Below are 26,237 nucleotides of genomic sequence, written 5' to 3' on the forward strand. Positions count from 1 at the left end.
TATCAAAAAAATTAAAAAAATAGTATTTCGTTCTCTGCTTGGACTAATCCTACTTTTGTTGGTACTCGGTATTACTCTCACCATGCCATTTGTTCAAACAAAAATTGCTCAATATTTTACAAATAGCATTAATAAAGATTTTGGCACTAATATTAATATTGATGAAGTTGCCATTTCAGTTTTTGGAGGTGTAAAGTTTAAAAAAGTATTGATTCGTGATCATCATAAAGATACTTTAATTTATGCCAATAGAATTTCAACCACTATTTTAGAAGGTAAAAAAATGCTCGATGGAGATTTAATCTTTGATGATTTAGATTTACATGGGCTACTTTTTAATTTGAGAACGTACAAAAACGAAAAACAATCCAATCTCGATAAGTTTATTGCAGCTTTTGAAACTGGAAAGCCATCAACCAAGAAATTTTTATTAAAAGTAAATACTTTAAAAATTTATGATGGTCATTTTATTTTGACTGATGACAATCGTGAGAATCCTAAGGATTTAGATTTTACTAAACTGAATGCTTCAGTAACTGATTTCAAAATATACGGTCCGGATGTTACCACAATGATTAATAGAATGTCGTTTTTGGATTTCCGTGGTTTGTATGTTAAAAATTTAAGTTCCAAATTCAGTTATTCGAAAAAGAATATAAAACTGGAAAATCTTGATTTGTTGACCAAAGAATCAACGCTGAAAGGAACTGTTTTATTAAAATATAAAATTGAAGATTTTTCTAATTTTACCGATAAAGTTCAGTTTGATATAAAATTAGATGCAGCATCAATTGCTTCAAATGACATTCGTTATTTTTATAAAGAATTAGGCAAAAACCAACATTTTTATACCAAAGCAAGTATAAAAGGGACTTTAAATGATTTAAGGTTTAAAAACTTAAAATTAGTTGATGACCGTAAAACGCGAATCAATGGTGATATCAATTTTAAAAATTTGTTTGCCAAAAAAGGACAAAAATTTTCGATGTATGCCAAATTTGATAAGCTAACTTCCAGCTATGATGATCTAATTGTAATACTTCCCAATATTCTAGGAAATAAATTACCTACTTCTTTAAAAAAATTAGGAAGATTTACCGCTATAGGTACTTCTAATGTTTCAACTACTGCAGTTGAAGCTGATTTTTCTATGATTACCGCATTGGGAAAAGTGACTTCTAATTTAGCAATACAAAATATTGATGTAATTGATAAGGCTTCCTATTTAGGGAATGTTATTTTAGAAAATTTTGATATCGGGACATTATTTGATCAAAAGGAGTTAGGTAGTGTAAGTTTGAATATTGATGTAGACGGAAAAGGTTTTAAACGGGAATATCTTAATACCGCAATAAAAGGAGATATTAGTCAAATCGATTATAAAAATTATAATTATACCAATATTGTTGTCAATGGAACGCTTAAAAGTCCTAATTATAAAGGTCAAATATCTGTAAATGACCCTAATTTAAGCATGACTTTTGATGGTTTATTGGATTTAAGTAAAAAAGACAGCCGATACGATTTTCATATAAATGTTGAAAACGCCGATTTAACTAAATTGAAATTAGTAAAAGATTCTGTTTCTATTTTCAAAGGGGACGTTGTGGTGCAAGCTTCGGGAAATAATATAGAGAATTTTCAAGGAAATGTTTACATTAATAAAACGTCTTATCAAAATACAAAGGGAATTTACAACTTTGATGATTTTACAATAATTTCCAGTTTTGACCAGAACAGAATCCGAACCATAACAGTAAATTCTCCGGATATTGTTGAAGGTGAAATTGTAGGTAAATATGAATTCAATCAGTTGGAGAATTTAGTAAAAAATTCTCTGGGAAGTCTTTATACAAATTTCAAACCAAGTAAGGTCAAAAAAGGGCAGTTTCTTAAATTCAATTTCTCGATTTATAATAAAATCATCGAAATATTTTATCCTGATATTTCAATCGGTTCTAATACTATAATTAAAGGAAATATAAATTCTGATAATCAAGAGTTTAAGCTTAATTTTAATTCGCCTCAAATCATAGCTTCTGATAATACATTTGATAATATCCGAGTTACGGTAGATAATAAAAATCCACTTTATAATGCTTACATTGAATTGGATAGCATAAAAACGAAATATTATAAAATTCGTGATTTTAGTGTGATAAATGTGACCATGAAAGATACTTTGTTCTTTCGTTCAGAATTTAAAGGCGGTTCAAAAGGGGAAGATTATTATAATCTGAATTTATATCATACCATCAATAAAGACAATAATAACGTTGTTGGAATCAGCAAATCAGAAGTTAAATTCAAGGATTATCTTTGGTTTTTGAATGAAAATGAAACGCCAAATAATCAAATTGTTTTTGATAAATCATTTAAGAATTTTGACATTGACAATATAATATTGTCGCATGAAAATCAATCTATTTCGTTAATGGGAGCTTTTAAAGGCTCAAATATTAAGGATTTGAAATTAAGCTTTAAAGATGTAGATCTAAACCAAATTACGCCCGCCAATAACAAGTTTGTTACGCATGGAAATATAAATGGCGAGGTAAATTTCAAGCAAAATAATAATGTTTATCAGCCTACATCTTCTATAGTAATCGATAATTTGAATGTCAATAAAACAGATTTAGGTACTTTGAATTTTGAAATTGAAGGGGATGAAAGCCTTAGAAAGTTTACCATAAATTCTAATTTAGAAAATAAAAATTTTGAATCTTTTAATGCCAATGGAAGCTTTGAAATAGTTAACAAAGAAACTATTCTGGATTTAAAACTAAAATTCGAAAAGTTTAACATTGCAACTCTTAACTCGCTTGGCGGGGAGGTTTTATCGAATATTAGGGGTTCTATTTCCGGTAATGCCACTATTGAAGGAAATCTTAAAAAACCGAATATTAATGGGCGTTTATTTTTGGACGATGCCGGTATAACTATTCCGTATTTGAATGTTGATTATGCATTGAGCAACAATACCATTATTGACCTTACCGATGAAAAATTTCTGTTTAGAAATAATACCCTTACGGATACAAAATACGGAACGATAGGGAAATTGAACGGAAGTATTGAACATAATAATTTTGCAGATTGGAAGCTGGATTTAGCCATTAATTCCAAAAGGCTTTTAGCGTTAGATACTCAAGACAGTGAAGATGCCGCTTATTACGGAACTGCTTTTATTGACGGTATAGCCACTATAAAAGGTCCAACAAATTCTTTGTTTATAAAAGTTGACGCAAAATCTGAAAAAGGAACAGCCGTTAAAATCCCTATTAATAATGCCGAAAGCGTAAGTGATAATGTTTTTCTACATTTTGTGACCGCTCAAGAAAAATACAATCTAGAAAACGGAATTACGGATAATTCCAGAAACTATAACGGACTGGAATTAGAGTTTGATTTAGATATTACACCAGATGCTGAAGTAGAAGTAATTTTGGATCGAAATACTGGTCATGGAATGAAAGGGAAAGGTTTTGGATCTTTATTGTTTAAAATAAATACTTTAGGAAAATTCAATATGTGGGGGGATTTCCAGGCGTATGAGGGAACCTATAATTTTAAATATGGAGGACTTATTGATAAGAAATTTGCTGTTAGAAAAGGTGGTTCTATTTCTTGGGAAGGAAATCCGATGAGAGCACAATTAAACCTTGAAGCGGTATATAAAACTACAGCAAATCCTGCTGTATTGTTAGATAATTCATCGTTTAACACTAAAGTTCCTGTTGAAGTAGTGATTGGTATTCGAGGCGATTTGACCAGTCCGGAACCTGATTTTAATATTGAATTCCCAACAGTAAGTAATGTTTTGAAATCAGAAATTCAATATAAATTAAACGATAAAGATGTAAGACAAACTCAAGCTTTGTATTTATTGTCATCTGGTGGATTTTTAAGTCCGGAAGGAGTGAGTCAATCTGATTTTTCAGGAAGTTTATTTGAGACAGCTTCTAGTATACTTGGTGGAATCATACAATCGGATGATGAGAAATTTAAAGTAGGTCTTAATTTTATTGGCGCCGACAGAAGAATAGGAAAAGAGACTGACGGACGATTTGTTGCTACAATTTCATCAAAAATTAATGAAAGAATTACTATCAATGGAAAACTAGGAGTTCCTTTTGGAGGGATTAATGAATCAGCAATCGTAGGAGATGTTGAAGTTTTGTATAGAGTAAATGAAGACGGAACACTTAATTTACGTCTTTTTAATAAAGAGAATGATATTAATTATATAGGTCAAGGAATTGGATATACACAAGGTTTAGGGGTTTCTTATGAGGTCGATTTTGATACTTTTAAAGAGCTAGTCAATAAAATTTTTAAAAATCTAAAAATAGACCGAGCTACTGTTCCTGTTGCCGAAGATCAAGATTCTGATATGTCTCCGGATTATATTAATTTTTCTAAATCAAATAAATCCGTTCCCAAAAAGGTCAAGAAAAACCAAGAAGGTTTGCTTCCTGAGGAAAACTAATAGTTGGTCTTTTTGAATATAAAAACTACGAATTCTGAATAAAAATGCATTTTAATGTTGCTGGCGATTAATATTTCGAACAGTCATCGCTGCATAAAATCATAATTATTTTTTAAAGTTTACAGAAGAAAACGCTCTTTTTGTATCTTAGTAACAAATAGTTAATGTATTGTCTTGATTCTTAATGAAAAAAACAAGCGAATTGTTAATTATCAAATAAAAATCGATTATTTTTCAATTTTGTTAAATAAAATCCTTTTTATTTTGTTTTCCCAAAAACTTATCAACGAAAACGTTTGAATTTGAAACGGTTTACTAATTTATTAAAAACACAGCTTTAAAAGTGCTGAATGTTTGCTAATTTTACACTTTAATACTTAAATAATGCCAAAAACAATAAAAAAAGTTGGCGTTCTAACTTCGGGAGGAGACTCGCCAGGAATGAATGCAGCTATTCGATCAGTTGTTCGAACATGTGCTTATCATAATATAGAATGCATAGGGATTTATAGAGGATATCAAGGAATGATTGAAGGAGACTTCAAAGAAATGGGACCTCGAAGTGTAAACAACATTGTAAATAAAGGAGGGACGATTCTTAAATCGGCTCGATCTTTAGAATTTAAAACTCCAGAAGGAAGAAAGAAAGCACACGAAAATCTTACTAAAGCAGGAATTGACGCTTTAGTGGTAATAGGAGGTGACGGAACTTTTACCGGAGGTTTATTATTCAATACCGAATTTAATTTTCCAGTAATGGGAATCCCAGGAACTATTGATAATGATATTTTTGGGACGAGTCATACTCTAGGGTACGATACTGCTTTAAATACTGTAGTTGATGTAATTGATAAAATTAGAGATACTGCAAGTTCTCACAACCGATTATTCTTTGTAGAAGTAATGGGAAGAGACGCTGGGCATATCGCTTTGAATGCAGGTATTGGTGCAGGAGCCGAAGAAATTTTAATTCCTGAAGAAGATTTAGGTTTAGACCGATTATTAGAGTCACTGCAAAAAAGTAAAGCTTCAGGAAAATCATCCAGTATAGTTGTTATTGCTGAAGGAGATAAAATTGGGAAAAATGTATTCGAATTAAAAGATTATGTTGAAGCCAATTTGCCTGAATATGATGTTAGAGTTTCAGTTTTAGGTCACATGCAGCGAGGTGGTTCCCCATCTTGTTTTGACAGAGTCTTAGCCAGTAGATTAGGTGTAAAAGCCGTTGAATCTTTATTGGAAGGAAAGTCAAATTATATGGTTGGATTGCAAAATGATAAAGTAGCGTTAACGCCTTTAGAACAAGCAATTAAAGGAAAAACAATGATTGATAGAGAATTATTGAGAGTTTCAGACATTATGTCTACATAAGTGGTTAAAGTTTATTGTGAGGAAATTAGACTTTAGGTTGAGTTAATAAAAATAAACAAAAAAATTAAAGTAAAATGTCAAAAGTAAAATTAGGAATAAACGGATTTGGAAGAATTGGAAGAATTGTTTTTAGAGAGTCTTTCAACAGAGATAATGTAGAAGTTGTAGCAATCAATGATTTATTAGATGTAGATCACTTAGCTTACTTATTAAAATATGATTCAGTTCACGGTCGTTTCAATGGAACTGTTGAAGTTACAGATGGAAAACTTTTTGTAAACGGAAAAAACATTCGTATTACTGCTGAAAGAAATCCTGCAGATTTAAAATGGAATGAAGTTGATGTTGATGTAGTTGCTGAATGTACAGGTTTCTTTACAACTATTGAAACTGCAAACGAGCACATCAAAGGTGGTGCAAAAAAAGTAATTATTTCAGCTCCTTCTGCTGATGCTCCAATGTTTGTAATGGGAGTAAACCATGAGGAAGCTTTAGCAACTGATATGGTTGTTTCTAATGCATCTTGTACTACTAACTGTTTAGCTCCATTAGCTAAAGTTATCAATGATAACTTTGGAATTGTTGAAGCGTTGATGACTACTGTTCACGCAACAACTTCAACTCAAATGACTACTGATGGCCCTTCTAGAAAAGACTGGAGAGGTGGACGTGCTGCTTCATGCAACATCATCCCATCTTCTACAGGTGCTGCTAAAGCAGTAGGAAAAGTTATTCCTTCATTGAACGGAAAATTAACAGGTATGTCAATGCGTGTTCCTACAACTGATGTTTCTGTAGTTGATTTAACTGTTAAAGTTGAAAAAGAAACTACTTACGAAGAAATTATGGCTGTATTGAAAAATGCTTCTGAAACTACAATGAAAGGTATCTTAGGATATACTGAAGATTTAGTTGTTTCTCAAGATTTCGTATCTGATTCAAGAACATCTATCATTGATGCTAATGCAGGAATTGGATTGAACTCTACTTTTTTCAAAATCATCTCTTGGTATGATAATGAATATGGTTATTCTAGCAAGTTAATTGATTTATCTGTACATATTGCAGGTTTAAAATAATTCTTTATATTTACAAATCCCGTTATATCATATTTAACGGGATTTTATTTTTTGTTTACTTTTTTGAATGTAAATTTTATACTGCTCACATTTTAAACTAGAAAACGAAACACAAAAACCAAAAAAACCAAAAAAAATGAGATTATTAGTTGATAGTGGTTCTACTAAAGCCGATTGGATTGCGATAGATGATGCCGGAAAAGTATTGTTCACCACACAAACATTAGGATTAAATCCAGAAATTCTAGATGGAGATGAAATTATTGAACGTCTAAATGATCGTTTTGATATATTGCAAAATAAAAAAGAGGCCACTCATTTATTTTTCTATGGTGCAGGCTGTGGAACTGATAGAATGAAAATTTCACTTTCACAAATTTTTCAAAACTATTTTCCTAACGCAATTATTGTAGTTGAAGAGGATACTTACGCTGCAGTTTACGCTACAACGCCTAAAGGTGAAAAAGCTATTGTCAGCATATTAGGAACCGGATCTAACTGTAGTTATTTTGATGGAAAAGAATTGCATCAAAAAGTACAATCATTAGGATATATCGTTATGGATGATTGTAGTGGTAATGTTTTTGGAAAAGAATTAATCAGAAAGTATTATTTCAATAAAATGCCAAAAGAATTGGCAGTAGAATTTGAGAAAGAATACGATTTAGATCCTGATGCTATTAAAAGTAAATTATACAAAGAAGCAAATCCTAATGCTTACTTAGCAACATTTGCAAAGTTCTTAATTCAACATAAAGACACTGAGTTCTGTAGAAAAATAATTTTAAAAGGAATGAAATCTTTTGTAAAAAATTATATTAAACAATTTGATAATTGCAAGGAAGTACCTGTTCACTTTGTTGGATCTATTGCGTTTTATTTGAAAGATGAATTGCAAGAGACTTTCGATAAATATGAATTACAATTAGGTAATGTACTTAGAAGACCAATTGATGGACTTATTGCGTATCATATTGCCAACAAATAAAAATCTAAATGATTGAATACTTAACTAAAGTATTGCAATCATTGAAATTTCAACATTTACATTTTTTGGCAAACAAGCTACTTGAACCGTTTCACGAGCTGGAGCGGTTTTTTCGTTAAAATAAGAACCATAAACGGTATTTATTTTTCCAAAATCATTCATATCCATGATGAATATGGTTGTTTTTACAACATTTTCAAATGACATTCCTGCTGCTTCAAGTACGGCTTTCATGTTTTGCATTACTTGCTCAGTTTCCGCTTCAATAGTTTCCGTAGTCAATTCTCCAGTTGCAGGATTAATTGCAATCTGACCGGAAGTATATAGCGTATTTCCTTTAAGAACAGCTTGGTTATAAGGCCCGATTGGTGCCGGAGCATTTTCTGTAAAAATTATTTTTTTCATAAAACAGTTGTTTTTTTATTTAGTTAAAGGTTAAGAATGAATTATCGGTTTATTGTGCTTCGTTTGTCCCATTTGATATCACTAAGAACACCAGATTTTATTCCGATAAAGAAACCCCAATTTGCATTTGTTCCAAATGGGGACCAGTTGAAATCCATTCTCCAACTCAATAAATCCCTTTCAAAACGAAGCTGTGTGAAAGTAACTCCTTTTTGTACAAAATCATAACCTGTAGATACACCGGCTTTCCATTTTGGAGTTATGTCAGCATTTGCTGAAATCATTATAGAATTACCAATGATTTTATTTTCTCTATTATTATTTCCGTATGTCAGGGAATAAGCAAATGTCATGTCCCAAGGTAACTTTGAATTGAAAAATTCTGAGATTTTATCTTCGCCTTCGTCTTCATCCTCTTCATCAAATTGACTTCTTCGGCTGTCACCTAAATCAGTATTTGTCCCAAATAAATCATCTTCACGACCACCATTTCGTTGACTTTGGGTATTCTTGTCCTTATCGGTTTTGTCTTTGCCCTGGCTCGAAATAGAGTAATTTAAAGTCATATTAGAACTGGTCATTCTAAAAAGACTTCCGCCATTATCAATGTTGAACACATTTATTCGGTTTCCTGAATTGTCAATGGCATAAGGGTCTAATGTAGCTCCAAAATTCACATTCATTTTATTGTCTAATAATGTTGTACCACCGCTAACTCTTATTGGAGAAAAAGCAAGTGTAGTTACGCCATCTGCATCAAGATTATAACTAGTGGAAAGGTTCAAGTTATTTAGCAGCATTATTTTTTTAGGTTCTACTTTGGTACTGTCTTTGTCTGTAACTTTTGCTTCAAAAGTATTACTCAAATCAAAACCTAACGTATTGGAATTATTTAATCCCGGAGCACCAAAAATTCCACTTTCGAATCTTGAATATTGCTTTATCATGGTCCCGGTTGCATCAGAAGCATAAGTATCATAATACTTTTCAAAACTAGGAGTGTAGCCGTACGAAACAGATGGTCTCATGACGTGTCTTATGGATTTTATTTTTTTGTCTTTGCCAAAATTAAAAGTTCCATATATGGTTGTTCCTATACTGGATGAAAAGGAGTATGTTCTAAAAGCGTCAAATCCATTTATGGTTTTATCAACAACTTTACTTTGGTCAACATCATAGCTTCTTTCAATTGTTTTGGTATACCAAATTTCCTCATAATTCATAGAGGTTGATGCACTGAAATACTTAAATAATTTAAAATTGGTGCTTAATGGAATGCTGTGTTGAAAACCAACTTTTGCATCTCTAAACATTTGCGGTTTAAAGAATAAAGAATCAGTTGTTACTATACTGTTTCTACCGTTTAAATTATATTGTAAATTGATGTTTTTGAAAAAACCTTTTTTGACACCGTCCTTACCTACAAAAGGATAAATTCTGTCCACACTCAATTGTAGTGTTGGTAAAGTCATATTAATTTCTTCCGTTTGAGTATTTTGTGAATGTGATGCTGTCAAAGACATTCTAACCTGTGGAACTGAAGTAAATGTTTTTGAATATGAAATGGAAGAGCTTAATGTATTATTAAGATTCGATCCAATATTAACTTGATTGATGGATTGCTTGAAGTATTTACTGCTTCCAAGATTCACAGATGCTGAAAAACTCGAATTAGGATTTGACTTAGAGTCTTTGGAATGAGACCATTGAATGTTATAAATATTTTGTTTCAAATAATCTGGATATCCTCTTTCGCTGGTAATCAAATTTTCAAATCGAACGTTTAAGTTTCCTCTATAATTATATCTTTTGGCATAACTGGATTCAAAACGCAATCCATAACTTCCATTAGTATAATAATCTCCCAAAACGGTTAAATCATAATTGTCGCTAAGGGCAAAATAATATCCTAAATTTTGAAGAGAAAATCCACGATTGTTAGAGTCGTTATAGCTGGGTAAAATCAATCCTGAAATGCTGGTTTCTTTACTCATTGGAAAAAAAGCAAACGGTAAAGCTATAGGAGTAGGAACATTTGCAATGACCATATTAGTCAATCCGGTAACTACTTTTTTGCCCGGAATAAATTTTACTTTGTTGGTTTGGAAATAATATTCAGGGTTGTCAACATCTTTTGAAGTGGTAAAACGAGCTCCTTTTAAAAAATAAACAGAGTCATTTTCTTTTTTTGTTATAGAAGCTTTAATTTTAAATTCTCCTTGATCTGATCTGGAATTCCAGATTAAAGCTTTTTTTGTTTTAAAATTAAAACGAATAGAATCTGGTTCTACTACATTTGCGCCTTGCTTGAAATTTGGGTATTGAGTATAAGCACCAGTGGAGTCTTTAATACGGCCCGCATAGACTTCGTTTTTCTCATAATCCATTACGATTATACCAGATTTCAATTCGACATCTTGATAATACAGTTCCGCTTTATCATACAATGTGATGAGCTTTTTCTTTTGGTCAATTTTAGCATATTGATCTGCTTTGTATTTAACCTTTCCATCAAGAAACGCTTTTTGAGGTTTTACACTGTCTTTTTTTATGGAGTCAGCTTCTTTTTTAACTGATAAAGGAGCAGTATTTTTTTTACTAGTATCTAAATTGGTAGTGTCTGCTTGTTTTTTTGCGAATATAGCCGTCTTTTTTTTTGTTATATCTTGAGAATATAATTTACCACACCCCAATGACAGGAAAAATGATAATAAAACGATATTAAATAAGTTTGTATGCAAAGGTTTAAATGCTATTTTTGTAAAATTATGGCCTGTTTTTTGACATGTCAAACTTACATATAATTTTTTGTCAAAAATAGCCAAATAAAAAATTTTATGAGGGTAGTGTTTTAATTAAATTAACTTTTGGATTTATGCGTATTACATATAAAATAAAAATAATATTAACTTTTATTTTGACGATAATTTCTTTATCGAGCTTTAGTCAATCCAATATTTTCAAGGTAACTTTAGATGCAGGCCACGGAGCACATGATTTTGGTGCTGTTTATGAAGGGCGTGTAGAAAAAAATATTGCCTTGGCAGTAGTTTTGAAAGTTGGAAAAATATTAGAAGCAACACCACAGATTAATGTCAACTACACCCGAAAAACAGATGTGTTTATTGATTTAATTGAAAGAGCGAATATTGCCAATAGATTTAACGCTAATATTTTTGTATCGATTCATTGTAATGCCAATAGAAATACCGCTGCCGATGGAACTGAGACCTACGTAATGGGTTTAAGTAAAGTAGCGTCAAATCTTGAAGCTGCTAAAAAAGAGAACTCTGTAATAACATTAGAGAAAGATTACAAACAAAAATACGAAGGATTTGATCCAAACTCTCCGGAGACTATGATAGGAATGACTTTGATGCAGGAAGAATATTTAGACAATAGTATTTCATTAGCAAGTAAGGTAGAAGATTCTTTTGCAGATTTAGGAAAAAAAATAAGAGGAGGAGGAGTAAAGCAAGCACCTTTTATGGTACTTCATAAAGCTTACATGCCTAGAGTATTAATCGAAATGGGATTTATCTCGAATTCTATTGAAGGAAATATATTAAATTCTGAAGACGGTCAAAATGAAATTGCCAAAGCTATCGCTGATGCAATTATCAGTTATAAAAAAGAATATTTTGGCAATGGTGAAACTGAAATTTTTGAAGAGTTGCCTTCGCAAAAAATCAACGAAAAACCTATAAGAGATACAGTTTCTCCTGCGAAACCAAAAATGATTCCACAAGCCGCAGCAGAATCATTGCAAGTAAAAAAAGCTGTTGATAATGCTAAGCCTTTATTCAAAGTGCAACTTTCTGCCAGTAGTAAAAGATTAGATTTAGTTCCAAGAAATTTTAATGGACTTAAAAATATTTCTGTAGCCTATGAAAACAGGGTTTACAAATATATGTATGGTGAAACCTCAGATTATGATGAAGCAAAAAAGCAACTCAACGAGGCGAAAGAAAAAGGATATAATTCTGCGTTTTTGATTGCATTTAAAAATGGAGAGAAAGTTAATATCCAAGACGTAATTAAATAGTAATAGCTTATCTTTTTTATATTAAATTTGTAAAAAAATACTTATATTTTGAAAATAACCGTAGGATTCAAAACCACAACTTTAGCTCTATTTCTATTTTTCTGCTCAAACACGTTTTCTCAATCCAATCAAAAGTTTACGGTTATTTTAGATGCGGGTCACGGAGGTAAAGATCCGGGGAATTCCTATCATGGCTTTGTTGAAAAAGAAATTGCTCTTAAAACGACTTTGAAATTAGAAAAATACCTCAAAAAAGATAATAATATTCAAGTTGTTTATACCAGAAAATCAGATGTTTTTATAGAATTAAAGGATAGACCAAAAAAAGCAAATAGTATCGATGCTAATTTATTTGTTTCTATCCATTGTAATTCTGTTGATAATCCAATTCCTTTTGGCACAGAAACTTTTGTAATGGGTTTGGCAAGAAGTAAAGGTAATTTAGAAATTGCAAAACAAGAAAATTCGGTGATATTACTGGAGAAGGATTACAAGCAAACCTACAAAGGTTTTGACCCCAAGAATCCTGAAACCTTGATAGGATTAAAAATTCTGCAAGAAGATTATTTAGATCGAAGCATAAATCTGGCTTCAAAAATTGAGAGTAATTTTAAAAATAAATTACATCGAAAATCAAGAGGTATAAAACAGACTCCGCTATGGGTTTTGGATGCGGCTTATATGCCAAGTGTATTGATTGAATTGGGTTTTTTATCCAATAGCGAAGAAGGTCTTTATTTAAATTCAGAGGAAGGACAAAATAATATGGCAGAAGCTATTGCATCAGCTATTATTGCTTACAAGAAAGAATATTTTGGAACACCATCCAATGATGATTATGAAGAGCTGCCATCTAAAAAAGTAGTCGAAAATGAGATAAAAGATACTTCAAAGAGTACTAAATCAAAACGAGTTATAGAAAAACAAGTTTCGCAAAAGCAAGAGTCGAAAACACAAAATTCTGATGTAGTTTTTAAAGTTCAATTTGCCGCCGGAAATAAAAATATTAAATTAAATCCTTCAAATTTTAAAGGATTAAAAAATGTTTCGATGACAACAAGCAATGGATCTTTATATAAGTATGCATATGGCTTAACATCAGACTATAACACTGCAAAAGAGGATTTGAAAGTTGTGAAATCCAAAGGGTATACTTCAGCGTATATAATTGCAATTAAAGATGGAAAGAATATTAGTATTCAAGAAGCACTTAAATAATTACAACAAGTCAAATATTTTATATTAAATTTGTAAAAAATACTTAAATTTTGAAAATAACACGAGAAATTAAAACTGCTATTTTAGTAATTGCATCTATTTTATTGTTTATCTGGGGCTACAGTTTTTTGAAAGGAAGAGACCTTTTTACCAATTACAAAACATTTTATGTCGAATATAAAAGTGTAGAAGGTTTAGCCACATCTGCGCCGGTTACACTAAACGGATTAGTTATTGGTAAAGTTAGCAGTATCACAATTGATGAAAACACAGGTGTATTATTAGTTGAATTACAATTAAAAACTGATTTTCCAATTTCTAAATCGAGTACAGCTTCTATTTATGAGCCAGGATTTATTGGAGGAAAACAAATTGCAATCATTCCTAATTTTGATGATAAAACATTAGCTATTGATGGTCAAAAATTACAAGGCGGAGTAAAATTAGGACTAACAGATAAAGTTGGAGATCAATTAGCACCACTTCAGGAAAAATTAGAAAAGTTATTGGGAAGTACTGAAAAATTAATTTCAGGATTGAATAATGTTTTAGACCAAAAAGGACAGCAGGATTTAAAACTTACTTTAGCGGAATTGAGTAAGACTATTGAACAATTTCATAAAGCTTCTTTAAGCGTTAATACATTATTAGATGCTAACAAAACTCAAATCAATGGAGTTGTTACTAATTTTAATAAAATATCCGGAAATTTTTCTAAAATATCTGATTCGCTGAATAAAGCTGATTTGGGTAAAACGGTTAAAAATCTAAATGCAACTTTAGCCAGAGTCGATGGTATTATGACTGGTTTAGAATCTGGTAAAGGATCTATGGGCAAATTATTGAACGATGAAGCTTTCTACCAGAATATTAAAAGTTCCACAAAAGAATTAGAATTATTATTGCAGGATGTTCGACTTTACCCAACTAGATATGTAAATATTTCTTTGTTTGGAAAGAAAAACAAGCCTTATGTTGCTCCTGTAAACGATTCTATACCTAATGTAAAAAATTAGCAATTATGAGCTATTTAGACAATATTTTATTTGCCATTCTATTGGTAATTGGTTTTGGATATTTTTTCAACAGTGTTAAAAAAATTAGAAGGAATATCAATCTTGGAACCGATGTAAATCGTTCAGATAACCCCAAAGCACGATGGACTAATATGGCCATGATTGCTCTTGGTCAATCTAAAATGGTGAAAAGACCTATTGCTGGAGTATTGCATATTATTGTCTATGTAGGTTTTGTAATTATAAACATAGAATTATTAGAAATTATTATTGACGGACTTTTTGGGACGCATCGTGTTTTTGCTTTTTTAGGAATTACGTACGATGTACTGATTGCTTCTTTCGAAATTTTGGCTCTTTTAGTTTTAGTTGCAGTTGCTTCTTTTTGGATAAGAAGAAATATCATCAAACTAAAGCGATTTGCTAATCCTGATTTGGCTGGAGCACCTAAAAACGATGCTAATTACATCTTGTATTTTGAGGTAGTTTTAATGACATTGTTTTTATTGATGAATGCTTCTGATTTGCATTTACAGCATGTGCCTGGAGGTTTTTCTCATTTTATTAAGGCAGGTTCATTTCCAATAAGTCAATTTATTGAGCCATTATTCAATGGAATGTCAAATGAATTAGTGATGCTTCTTTCCGAAATATTCTGGTGGTTGCATATTACCGGAATTTTGATTTTCATGAACTATCTTTATTTTTCTAAACATTTACATATACTGTTAGCGTTTCCAAATACGTATTTTGCGAATCTAAATCCTCAAGGACAATTTGACAATTTAGAATCCGTTACCAAGGAAGTAAAACTAATGATGGATCCAAATGCTGATCCTTTTGCAGCAGCACCAGTAGATGAAAATGCAGTTCCAAGTAAATTTGGAGCCAGTGACGTTCAGGATTTAAATTGGGTTCAGTTATTGAATGCTTATACCTGTACCGAATGTGGTCGTTGTACTTCATCTTGTCCTGCGAATATAACCGGGAAAAAATTGTCTCCACGTAAAATCATGATGGATACAAGAGATCGATTGGAAGAAGTAGGAAGAAATATTGATGCTAATAAAGGTATTTTTATTCCGGATAATAAAACATTATTGAACGATTATATCACTCCTGAAGAACTTTGGGCATGTACATCATGTAATGCGTGTGTAGAGGAATGTCCTGTAAATATTAGTCCGCTTTCAATTATCATGGATATGAGACGCTATTTAGTAATGGAGCAGAGTGCTGCACCAATGCCAATTAATGCGATGATGACTAATATAGAGAATAATGGTGCGCCATGGCAATACAATCAGCAAGATCGATTGAATTGGAAAAACGAATAGTCGTTAAACCGTTTAATTGGTTATTTGTTTAACGAATAACCGATTTATAAATTAAGAATTTGTGATTAATCAAATAAGCAAATAACCGAATCAACAAAATAGTATGTCAGAGAATTTAATAGTGCCAACTATGGCCGAAATGTTAGCTCAAGGGAAACAACCAGAAGTTTTATTTTGGGTAGGTTGTGCTGGAAGTTTTGACGATAGAGCAAAGAAAATAACGAAGGCATTTGTTCGAATTTTAAATCGTGCCAATGTTCCTTTTGCCGTTTTGGGTACTGAAGAAAGTTGTACCGGTGATCCTGCAAAAAGAGCCGGAAATGAGTTTTTGTTTCAAATGCAAGCCATGATGAATATCGAGGTTTTGAATGCATACGAAGCAAAAAAAATTGTTACTGCTTGTCCGCATTGTTTCAATACACTAAAAAACGAATACCCAGAATTAGGCGGAAAATATGAAGTTGTTCATCATACTGAGTTTTTGAAATCGTTGTTAGACGACGGAAGATTGACTATTGAAGGAGGACAATTTAAAGGAAAACGAATTACTTTTCATGACCCTTGCTATTTAGGAAGAGCCAATAATGTGTATGAAGCGCCAAGAGATTTGATTCTTAAATTGGATGCTGAATTAGTAGAAATGAAACGTTCTAAAGCTAACGGTTTATGTTGTGGTGCCGGTGGTGCCCAAATGTTTAAAGATGCTGAACCTGGAAACAAGGAAGTCAATGTTGAAAGAACCGAAGATGCATTAGAAACAAAACCAGAAATTATTGCTGCGGGTTGTCCTTTTTGTAATACCATGATGACTGACGGTATTAAAAACAAAGAAAAGGAAGGCGAAGTAAAAGTTATGGATATTGCTGAATTAATTGCTAATGCACAAGATTTGTAATTATGAAAAAAATATTTTTTATTCTAATTGTACTTTGTAATTCAGTGTCATATTCTCAGGATATTTTTGATGTTATTGGAAAAGAAACTTGTGAATGTTTAAATGCAAAAAAGATAGATTATTTTAAGATGAATAAAAAGGAGATGCAGACCCAAGTTGGAGTGTGTATGATACAAAGTTATTCTTCTCATCTTTCAGAATTTAAATCGGAAGATAAAATAAGTTTTGATGATGAAAAAGGAATGCAAAACTTAGGAGAAAAAGTAGCAATGAAAATGATGGTTAGTTGTCCCGAAATTATTATGGAAATGGGCAAAAGATCTATTGATGAAGATGATTCTATAGAGGAAGTAAAAGAGATTGCTTTTATTGAAGGTGAAGTAACCGAAATAAAAACCGAACAATTTATCACACTTCAGGTAAAAGATAAAAATGGAAGAAATTTTAGTTTTCTGTTATTAGATTACTTTGAAACAGCCTCTTTATTAACTAATAATGAGATTAATAAAAAAGATAGTATAAAAGTGAGTTATACTGAAATTGAACTCTTTGATCCAAAAAATAAAGAATTTAGATATTTTAAAGTTATAACTGATTTAGCAAAAAAGTAAATTTTTAATTTTCTGAAAATCTAGAAAAAAATAATATTATGTACGTTCCATTTGAAAATTTACCCGAAGAATCCAGAATCTGGATTTATCAATCAAACAGAAAATTTTCGGATGCCGAGTTTTCTGAAATAGAAACCGCTTTGCAATCCTTTCTTGAAGGTTGGGCTGCACACGGTACCAGTTTAGAATCATCGTATCAATTAAAATACAACCGATTTATCATTATTGCCGTAAATCAGGATGTACAAGCAGCTACAGGTTGTTCTATAGATTCATCTGTGGAATTTATTCAAAGTTTAGAACAAAAATACACGGTTGATTTATTGGATAAAATGAATGTTACTTTCAAACTTGGAGAGCATATAGCCCACAAGCCTTTGATTGATTTCAAGAAAATGGTAAAAGATAAAGCGGTTACTGAAAACACTATAGTTTTCAATAATTTAGTTAATAATATAGAAGAATACAATGAATCTTGGGAAGTTCCTGCCATCGATAGCTGGCATAGTCGCTTTTTTTAAACAAAACAGTTCAATGAGAAAAATAGGCATCAAAATTGTTTTATTTTATGTCTTAATTTTCTTTGTTGCTTCAAGTTGTGTTGGGACAAAAATTAATAAGAATAAAGTAATTGTAGCCAACATTCCGTCCAAAATTGAAAATTTGGACAGTATCAAATCGAGTAATACACCCACACTTTTTGAATTATCTCCTGAAGGAAATAAATGGGTTGATAGTGTTTACAATGCTATGACTTTAGAGGAGAAATTTGGGCAATTATTTATGGTTGCCGCTTATTCTAATAAAGATACTGTACACTTCAAGGGCATTGATAAACTGATTCAGGAAAGCAAAATTGGAGGATTGATTTTCTTTCAAGGTGGTCCTGTTCGTCAAGTTAAATTATCCAATCGTTTTCAATCGAAGTCAAAAATCCCTTTGTTTATTGGTAGTGATGCTGAGTGGGGATTGAGCATGCGATTAGATTCTACCTATCGTTATCCTTGGAATATGACACTTGGAGCCATCCAGGATATGAAATTATTGGAGAGAGTTGGTCTTCAGATGGGAAAACAAAGCAAACGATTGGGTTTGCAATTTAACTTTGCTCCAGTTCTTGATATTAATACAAATCCCAGAAATCCTATAATAGGTTTTCGCTCTTTTGGCGAAGATAAATTCAAAGTTACAGAACGCGCCATTGCTTTAATGAAAGGGGTTCAGAGTCAAGGAATCTTCTCCACAGGAAAGCATTTTCCTGGTCATGGCGATACTGAAACGGATTCACATAAAGGATTACCAACGATTAATTTTTCGAAAGAAAGATTAATGGATGTAGAGTTTTATCCGTATAAAAAAATGTTTCGTGAAGGACTTTCTTCTGTTATGGTGGCGCATTTAAACGTTCCCAGTTTAGAGTCAAGACCTAATTATCCTTCATCGATTTCCTATAATGTCGTAACTGATATTCTTCAAAAAGAATTAGGATTCAAAGGACTTGTTTTTACCGATGCTTTGAATATGAAAAGTGTAAGTAACTTTAAATTACCAAGCGAAATTAATTTTGAAGCTTTTATGGCTGGAAATGATGTGCTGTTATTTCCTGAAGATGTTCCTTCAGCAATTGAAAAATTTAAGCTGGCGTATTCAGCTAATTTATTTTCTGACGAAAGATTGGCTTTTTCAGTAAAGAAAATTTTGAAATTTAAATACAAAGCAGGTTTAAACTCTTATAAACCTATTGCAACAGAAAATTTATATAACGATTTAAACTCATCTGAAAATGATGCTTTACAATATGAGTTGTATGAAAACGCAATTACTGTTCTAAAAAATACGGCTGCTGTTTTACCAATAAAAAATTTGGACAAACAAAAAATAGCTTATGTAAAAATAGGAGATGACAGTAATGATGCTTTTGTTTCGACTTTAAAAAAATACGCTGACGTAACTGTAGTTGCAGATACTAATTTAGATAGTTTACAAGTAAAATTGCAAGCGTTTACAACTGTAATCATTGGATATCATAAATCAGATGTAGCTTTTAGAAACGATGATTTAAAATCTAATGAATTGTTTAAAATCAATTTTTTAGCTAAAAACAATAATGTAATTCTGGATGTTTTTGCAAAACCGTATTCGTTATTACCCATTACAAATTTTGATGATTTCGAAGGATTGGTTGTTTCTTATCAAAACAGTACGATTGCACAAATAGTTTCTGCAGAACTAATTTTTGGAGCGATTGAAGCCAAAGGAAAATTACCGGTTTCTATTAATACAAGCTTCAAAGTAAATGATGGTTTAGCAACTGAAAAATTAAATCGTTTAGGATTTACAACTCCTGAAAATGTGGGAATGAATGCTGAAATTTTATCCAAAATTGATGCCATTGCCAATAAAGCTATTAATGGTAAAATGACACCTGGAATTCAAGTTTTGGTAGCCAGAAAAGGTAAAGTTATTTATCAAAAATCATTCGGGCACCATACGTATGATAAAACGATTAAAGTTCAAGATTCAGATATTTATGATGTTGCTTCGTTGACAAAAATTCTGGCTACGTTGCCGAATGTTATGTTGCAATACGATCAGCAAAAAATAAATCTGGAAACTACATTAGGAACCATGTCTCCCATTTTTAAAGATTCCAATAAAGCCAATATTAATTTTAAAGATTTATTGTCTCATTATGCAGGTCTTGCCGCAGGAATTCCATTTTATAAAGCGACAATGGATAAATCTAAATTTCCTTCGGAAGTTTATTTTAGAAAAACATCCGAAGAGCAGTTTTCTAAACGAATGACAGACAGTCTTTTTATAAGAAATGATTTTAGCGACACCATTATGAAAATGATTGTTAAGAGCAAGCTTTCCTTGAAAAAAGAATACAAGTACAGCGATCTTACTTTTATGATTTTGAAAGATTATTTAGAAAAAACAACGGGTAAAACATTAGATATTTTGATTCAGGAGAATTTCTATCGCTCACTCGGAATGAATAATTCCAGTTTCAATCCGTTAGGAAAATTTGATAAAAACAGAATTCCACCAACAGAAACAGATACGTATTTCCGTCATCAGCTTTTACAAGGATATGTCAATGATTTATCTGCTGCTTTAGAAGGCGGAGTTTCCGGGCATGCCGGTGTTTTTTCGAACGCTATGGATGTGGCTAAAATAATGGAGCTTTACTTGCAAAAAGGAAATTATGGCAATCAGCAGTATTTTTCTGAAAAGACATTTGAAGATTTTAATACGTGTTATTTTTGTGCGGCAGGAAATAGGAGAGGTGTTGGTTTTGATAAACCACAATTAGGTGCTGAAGGACCTACGTGCGGTTGCGCTTCGATGACTAGTTTTGGTCATACCGGTTACACCGGAACAATGGCTTGGGCTGATCCCGAAACGCAAATTGTCTATGTGTTTTTATCGAATAGAACTTTTCCAATAGCAGGTGAAAATAGATTATCCAAAGAAAACATTCGGGAAGATATCCAAAAGGTGATTTATGAAGCGATTATAAATTAAGCTTACTTTGACGGAATAATAGAATAGTCCAAATGAAATTATAGACAATTTCATTTGGACTATTTTTTTGTTAAAATGATTTTATTAGCAGTATTTCATTACAAATTTTGCCTGTATTATAGTATATTTGAGATAAAAACTGTTTGATGAAAAATAGGAATACCGTTTTTACAAAAGTCTATCTAATTGTATTGCTTTTTTGCATGACTTTTGTAAATGCTCAAAATAGTGATATAAATATTTTACGGGATATCAATGTTCATAGAAATAAGAATTTAGATCCTACTTTTAAATTAGTAACAAATAGTGCGGTTCCAATCAGTGTAGCAACTCCCATTATTCTATATTCGGTTGCTTTAATTAAGAAAGACAGTACCATCAAGAAACAAGCAATTTTTATAGGAGAAGCATTCTTAGTAAATGCATTTATTACCACTGCATTGAAACATACTATAAAAAGAGACAGGCCATTTGAAACCTATCCGGATATCGATCAAGCAACATCGTCTGTTGGCAATTCCTTTCCTTCGGGACATACTTCTTTAGTTTTTGCAACAGCAACATCACTGAGTTTGGCTTATCCTAAATGGTATGTTATTGCCCCATCATTTGTTTGGGCAGGAGCAGTGGGATATTCTCGAATACATTTAGGGGTTCATTATCCAAGTGATGTATTTGCAGGAGCAATTATCGGCACTGGCTCGGCTTATCTTAGTTATAAAGTGAATAAATGGATTAATAAAAAAAGTACTAAAAAGGACAAATAGTACTTTAAACACTATGATTATTGTTTGAAAACGAAAAGAATTCAATTCTGAAACATTTTATTGTAAACAAATAATTATCAGGCTATTATTAACGGTAATTTTATGTGCTATATCAAAAGATAAAACACTAAATTCAACTAACTTTACAGTAATAGTACCACTTTTGATTGTTATTAGTTCTTCTTTTTTTAAAATAAATTATCTAAAATGACACACAAACAGGATATGAATGATAAACAAGCTTGCTGTGCTTTAGAAGGAAAAAAAGTAAACAAAGCAGAGCTAGATGCAGGATGTTGTTCTTCTCACAGTGAGTCAGAACATCATGATGAGGAAGATCACGATCATTCTACTGGAAACGAAAGCACTTTCAGAATGTTTTTACCTTCCATAATTAGTTTTATAGGATTGCTGATTGCATTATTGTTTGATAATTATGTTCCACAATCTTGGTTTAATGGTTGGATTCGAATCGTTTGGTATGTTATAGCTTATATTCCGGTAGGTTTTCCAGTTTTGAAGGAAGCGTATGAAAGCATCCGCAAAGGAGCTGTTTTTTCTGAATTTTTCTTGATGGGAATTGCTACGTTAGGCGCATTTGGAATTGGTCAATATGCCGAAGGTGTGGCTGTAATGTTATTCTATGCCATTGGTGAATTATTCCAGATGTTAGCCGTAAGAAGAGCAAAATCGAATATAAAATCATTATTAGACCAAAGACCTGATGTTGCAAATGTAATTGAAGGAGTGAATATTGTTTCCAAAAAAGCTTCGGAAGTAACCATTGGAGAAATCATAGAATTGAAACCAGGTGAAAAATTAGCTTTAGACGGAAAACTACTTTCTGATCATGCCACTTTCAATACTGCAGCATTAACAGGAGAAAGCAAACCTGATACCAAATCTAAAGGAGAAACAATCCTGGCAGGAATGATTAATCTCAATACGGTTTCTCAAGTAGGAGTAACTACAGCTTTCACCGATAGTAAATTATCGAAAATTCTGGAAATGGTTCAGGAAGCTACTGCAAAAAAAGCACCAACCGAATTGTTTATCCGGAAATTTGCTAAAATATATACGCCAATTGTGGTCTATCTGGCGATAGCAATTTGTGTGCTTCCAATGGTATTTATAGACAATTATGTTTTTAAGGATTGGTTGTACAGAGCATTGGTTTTCTTAGTGATTTCTTGTCCTTGCGCATTGGTAATTTCTATTCCGTTAGGTTATTTTGGGGGAATTGGCGCAGCAAGTAAAAACGGAATTTTATTCAAAGGATCTACGTTTTTGGATATAATAGCATCAGTCAAAGTAGTCGTTTTTGATAAAACAGGAACATTGACTAAAGGGGTTTTCAAAGTTCAAAAAGTAGTAGCTGTAGGAATTCCAGAAGCCGATTTGATACGATATACAGCCGCAATTGAAACTAAATCCACACATCCCGTGGGTTCGGCAATTATAGAATTTGCCAAAGACCATACAAAAGCTACTAGTGTAACTGAAGTAAAGGAAATTCCAGGATTGGGATTAAAAGGTTTTGTGGATGGAAAAGAGATTTTAGTTGGAAATGCTAAGTTGATGAAAAATTATAATATCACTTATCATGCTGAAATTGATGCGATTCCATTTACAATTATACTTGTTGCTGTTAACCAAAAATATGCTGGTTATTTTATTATTGCTGATGAAGTTAAAGAAGATGCAAAAGAGGCAATTCGGAACTTACACAAATTAGATGTCGAAACCATTATGCTTTCTGGCGATAATCAATCAATAGTTTCTGTTGTTGCCAAAGAGTTGAATATTGATCAGGCTTTCGGAAATTTATTGCCTGAAAACAAAGTTGAAAAACTAGAGGCTGTATTGAAGCAAAATTTAAGCGTTGCATTTGTTGGTGATGGGGTAAATGATGCTCCGGTAATTGCTTTGGCAAATGTAGGAATCGCAATGGGTGGTTTAGGAAGTGACACCACCATTGAAACTGCTGATGTTGTTATTCAAAATGATCAACCCACTAAGATTTATACTGCAATTAATATTGGAAAAAAGACAAAACAAATTGTTTGGCAAAACATTTTTTTAGCTTTTACCGTTAAATTGATTGTTTTGGTAATGGGAGCAGGAGGATTAGCTACGATGTGGGAAGCTGTTTTTGCTGATGTTGGCGTCGCTTTATTAGCGATTTTAAATGCGGTAAGAATCCAACGTATTAAGTTTTAGACTTTAAAGATTTAACTTAAATTTCCATAAAACACATTCCTATTTTTATTAATTTCGTTTCATTAAAATACATAGATGAAAATTGCAATAGTTTGTTATCCTACCTTTGGAGGAAGTGGTGTTGTCGCTACAGAATTAGGTCTTGAATTGGCAAGACGTGGTCACGAAATCCATTTTATAACGTATAGTCAACCTGTACGTTTGGCACTTTTAAATCCAAATGTGCATTACCACGAAGTGAATGTTCCTGAATATCCGTTATTTCATTATCAACCATACGAATTGGCTTTGTCAAGCAAATTAGTGGATATGGTAAAGCTCTATAAAATCGAATTATTGCATGTGCATTATGCAATTCCTCATGCTTATGCAGGTTATATGGCCAAACAAATGCTGAAAGATGAAGGAATTAATATTCCGATGGTGACTACACTTCACGGAACTGATATTACATTAGTTGGGAACCATCCATTTTATAAACCAGCCGTAACTTTTAGCATTAACAAATCTGATTTTGTTACTTCGGTTTCCCAAAGTTTGAAAGATGATACCCATAAATTATTTAATATTAAAAATGAAATTGAGGTAATTCCTAATTTTATAGAATTAGATAAAAACCATAATGATCCAAGTACAGCTTGTCATCGTTCCGTAATGGCTAATAAAAATGAGAGAATCATTACGCATATCAGTAATTTCAGAAAAGTAAAACGAATTCCGGATATAATTAAAATTTTCTATAATATTCAAAAAGAAATTCCTGCTAAATTGATGATGGTAGGGGATGGTCCTGAAAAAGAAAAAGCAGAATATTTATGTCAGGAATTAGGAATTCAGGATAAAGTCATCTTTTTTGGAAACAGTAATGAGATTGATAAAATTTTGAGTTATACTGATTTATTTTTGTTACCATCTGAAACAGAAAGTTTTGGACTTGCGGCTCTCGAAGCTATGGCTTGGAGTGTTCCCGTAATTTCAAGTAATTCCGGAGGTTTGCCAGAAGTAAATTTTGACGGTATTTCCGGATATTTAAGCAATGTTGGAAATACGGATGAAATGGCACAAAACGCTTTGAAAATTTTAAAAGATGACGCTACTCTTCATAAATTTAAAGAAAATGCGCTGTCAGTTGCAAAACAATTTGACATCAAAAACATCTTGCCGCTTTATGAAGCTTTATATAAAAAAGCGATAAAAAAATACGCATAGATTTTACATTTTTCTAAAATAAAAAGTAGTAAAACTTTTTGAAATTAATCCATTAACCAATAAAATGTTGCAATGAAAAAAATAATAGTATCACTAGTGGCTGTCGCTTTAGTTTCCTGCGGAGCAACAGTTACAAAAAGTTCCGATAAAAGTTCTTTATATGAAGTCTTGACGCAACAGACAAACGGTGGTGCAAGTATTCGTTTTTTTGAGATTCTTTCGGAGCCAAATGAAATTGCAATGTTGCAGAACGATGAAAATTTAAAAAATAAAATCAGCTCAAATGATGTTCAGACTGCGAATTTTATAGTTTTGAATATGGGAGAAAAAACATCTGGAGGGTATAGTATAGGGATTGATACTGTTATTGAAACCGATAAAAATATTGTTATCACCATAAAAGAAACTAATCCTGAACCGGGAAGTATGGTTACACAAGCTTTTACAAATCCTTTTTGTGTAGTCAAGATAAATTCCAAGAAAGAGATTATTTTTAAATAAAAAAAACGCCACTATTGCTAGTGGCGTTTTTAATATGTTTTCTAGATAATACTAGAATCTATATCTAATACTTAAGGCTAAGTCTGGACCAAAATTATCTTCTCTAAAATTATCGTTATCAGAAAAGTATAATTCAGGTCTAATGTCTAATGCTAATTGAATAGGTGCTTCATTAAAGTTATATTCTATACCAAGATCTCCAGCCACAAATACAAATGTTCCATCATCATTAAATGTATCGTTATTCCAGCTTCCTAAACCACCACCAACACCAGCATACCAGTTAAAACCGCCATCAATATTCCAAACCCATTGGTACAATCCAGTAAGTTTGAACGCATCTACATTATTACTGTTTCTCCAACCTAAATCTAGTTCAAGTCTGTTATTATCAGACAAACCTCTTTGGTATGAAATTTCTCCACCAAATCCGTCGCTATCTCCTAAACGTAGACCTAAAGCATTTTTTGAAATGTCTTGTGCTTGTGCGGTAAATGCTAATCCAATTAACATTATTGCCGATAAAATAATTTTTTTCATAAGTAAGTTTTTTAT

19 protein-coding genes are annotated in these 26,237 nt (G+C 31.9%); 16 read left to right on the plus strand and 3 right to left on the minus strand.

Features of this window, described 5'->3' with window-relative positions; genetic code table 11:
* The first annotated feature begins 82 nt into the window (after window positions 1–82).
* The 4 genes from QLS31_RS09680 to QLS31_RS09695 all read left to right on the plus strand — a co-directional run bounded on the left by QLS31_RS09680 (window position 83) and on the right by QLS31_RS09695 (window position 7,927).
* Window positions 83–4,489, plus strand: coding sequence for a translocation/assembly module TamB domain-containing protein (locus QLS31_RS09680; RefSeq protein ID WP_282743685.1), 4,407 nt, complete (start codon window positions 83–85; stop codon window positions 4,487–4,489).
* Window positions 4,490–4,873: 384 nt separating this feature from the next.
* Entirely contained in the window at window positions 4,874–5,860 is a 987-nt protein-coding gene (pfkA, locus tag QLS31_RS09685) for a 6-phosphofructokinase (protein WP_099715673.1), read from the plus strand.
* Between the two features lie 74 nt (window positions 5,861–5,934).
* The gene (gap, locus tag QLS31_RS09690) at window positions 5,935–6,939 is read left to right on the plus strand and encodes a type I glyceraldehyde-3-phosphate dehydrogenase (RefSeq protein WP_099715672.1); all 1,005 of its coding nucleotides are present in this window, start codon (window positions 5,935–5,937) and stop codon (window positions 6,937–6,939) included.
* A 136-nt stretch (window positions 6,940–7,075) separates the two neighbouring features.
* A complete protein-coding gene (locus QLS31_RS09695) occupies window positions 7,076–7,927 on the plus strand; it encodes an N-acetylglucosamine kinase (RefSeq protein WP_099715671.1) in 852 nt (283 codons plus the stop codon).
* A 24-nt stretch (window positions 7,928–7,951) separates the two neighbouring features.
* On the opposite strand, the gene QLS31_RS09700 is transcribed toward QLS31_RS09695, so the two are convergent.
* Window positions 7,952–8,332 (minus strand): Rid family detoxifying hydrolase, encoded by a 381-nt coding sequence (locus QLS31_RS09700; RefSeq protein ID WP_099715670.1) that lies wholly within the window; start codon window positions 8,330–8,332, stop codon window positions 7,952–7,954.
* A 41-nt stretch (window positions 8,333–8,373) separates the two neighbouring features.
* The gene (locus QLS31_RS09705; RefSeq protein WP_282743713.1) at window positions 8,374–11,124 is read right to left on the minus strand and encodes a putative LPS assembly protein LptD; all 2,751 of its coding nucleotides are present in this window, start codon (window positions 11,122–11,124) and stop codon (window positions 8,374–8,376) included.
* An 83-nt stretch (window positions 11,125–11,207) separates the two neighbouring features.
* On the opposite strand from QLS31_RS09705, the gene QLS31_RS09710 reads away from it, so the two are divergent.
* The 12 genes from QLS31_RS09710 to QLS31_RS09765 all read left to right on the plus strand — a co-directional run bounded on the left by QLS31_RS09710 (window position 11,208) and on the right by QLS31_RS09765 (window position 25,682).
* Window positions 11,208–12,377 (plus strand): N-acetylmuramoyl-L-alanine amidase, encoded by a 1,170-nt coding sequence (locus tag QLS31_RS09710; RefSeq protein ID WP_282743686.1) that lies wholly within the window; start codon window positions 11,208–11,210, stop codon window positions 12,375–12,377.
* Window positions 12,378–12,425: 48 nt separating this feature from the next.
* Window positions 12,426–13,595, plus strand: coding sequence for an N-acetylmuramoyl-L-alanine amidase (locus QLS31_RS09715; RefSeq protein ID WP_282743687.1), 1,170 nt, complete (start codon window positions 12,426–12,428; stop codon window positions 13,593–13,595).
* A gap of 50 nt (window positions 13,596–13,645) precedes the next feature.
* Window positions 13,646–14,611 carry an MlaD family protein gene (locus QLS31_RS09720; protein WP_282743688.1) on the plus strand — a complete coding sequence of 322 codons (966 nt, stop codon included), beginning with the start codon at window positions 13,646–13,648 and terminating at the stop codon, window positions 14,609–14,611.
* A 5-nt stretch (window positions 14,612–14,616) separates the two neighbouring features.
* Window positions 14,617–15,948, plus strand: coding sequence for a (Fe-S)-binding protein (locus tag QLS31_RS09725; RefSeq protein WP_282743689.1), 1,332 nt, complete (start codon window positions 14,617–14,619; stop codon window positions 15,946–15,948).
* A gap of 103 nt (window positions 15,949–16,051) precedes the next feature.
* Window positions 16,052–16,843 (plus strand): (Fe-S)-binding protein, encoded by a 792-nt coding sequence (locus tag QLS31_RS09730; protein ID WP_196853250.1) that lies wholly within the window; start codon window positions 16,052–16,054, stop codon window positions 16,841–16,843.
* 2 nt (window positions 16,844–16,845) lie between these two features.
* Window positions 16,846–17,454 (plus strand): hypothetical protein, encoded by a 609-nt coding sequence (locus QLS31_RS09735; RefSeq protein WP_282712702.1) that lies wholly within the window; start codon window positions 16,846–16,848, stop codon window positions 17,452–17,454.
* Window positions 17,455–17,492: 38 nt separating this feature from the next.
* The gene (locus tag QLS31_RS09740; RefSeq protein WP_099715664.1) at window positions 17,493–17,975 is read left to right on the plus strand and encodes an ABC transporter ATPase; all 483 of its coding nucleotides are present in this window, start codon (window positions 17,493–17,495) and stop codon (window positions 17,973–17,975) included.
* Window positions 17,976–17,988: 13 nt separating this feature from the next.
* Window positions 17,989–20,985 (plus strand): glycoside hydrolase family 3 N-terminal domain-containing protein, encoded by a 2,997-nt coding sequence (locus tag QLS31_RS09745; protein ID WP_282743690.1) that lies wholly within the window; start codon window positions 17,989–17,991, stop codon window positions 20,983–20,985.
* A 146-nt stretch (window positions 20,986–21,131) separates the two neighbouring features.
* Window positions 21,132–21,752 carry a phosphatase PAP2 family protein gene (locus tag QLS31_RS09750; RefSeq protein WP_282743691.1) on the plus strand — a complete coding sequence of 207 codons (621 nt, stop codon included), beginning with the start codon at window positions 21,132–21,134 and terminating at the stop codon, window positions 21,750–21,752.
* A gap of 207 nt (window positions 21,753–21,959) precedes the next feature.
* Entirely contained in the window at window positions 21,960–23,972 is a 2,013-nt protein-coding gene (locus tag QLS31_RS09755) for a heavy metal translocating P-type ATPase (protein ID WP_282743692.1), read from the plus strand.
* 75 nt (window positions 23,973–24,047) lie between these two features.
* The gene (bshA, locus tag QLS31_RS09760) at window positions 24,048–25,181 is read left to right on the plus strand and encodes an N-acetyl-alpha-D-glucosaminyl L-malate synthase BshA (RefSeq protein ID WP_099715661.1); all 1,134 of its coding nucleotides are present in this window, start codon (window positions 24,048–24,050) and stop codon (window positions 25,179–25,181) included.
* 72 nt (window positions 25,182–25,253) lie between these two features.
* On the plus strand, window positions 25,254–25,682 hold the full coding sequence (locus QLS31_RS09765) for a protease complex subunit PrcB family protein (RefSeq protein WP_099715660.1): 429 nt from the start codon (window positions 25,254–25,256) through the stop codon (window positions 25,680–25,682).
* 51 nt (window positions 25,683–25,733) lie between these two features.
* On the opposite strand, the gene QLS31_RS09770 is transcribed toward QLS31_RS09765, so the two are convergent.
* Entirely contained in the window at window positions 25,734–26,222 is a 489-nt protein-coding gene (locus tag QLS31_RS09770) for a hypothetical protein (protein WP_282743693.1), read from the minus strand.
* Between the last annotated feature and the right edge of the window lie 15 nt (window positions 26,223–26,237).

The organism is Flavobacterium sp. XS2P24 (genome assembly GCF_030010285.1).
GTDB lineage: Bacteria > Bacteroidota > Bacteroidia > Flavobacteriales > Flavobacteriaceae > Flavobacterium > Flavobacterium algoritolerans.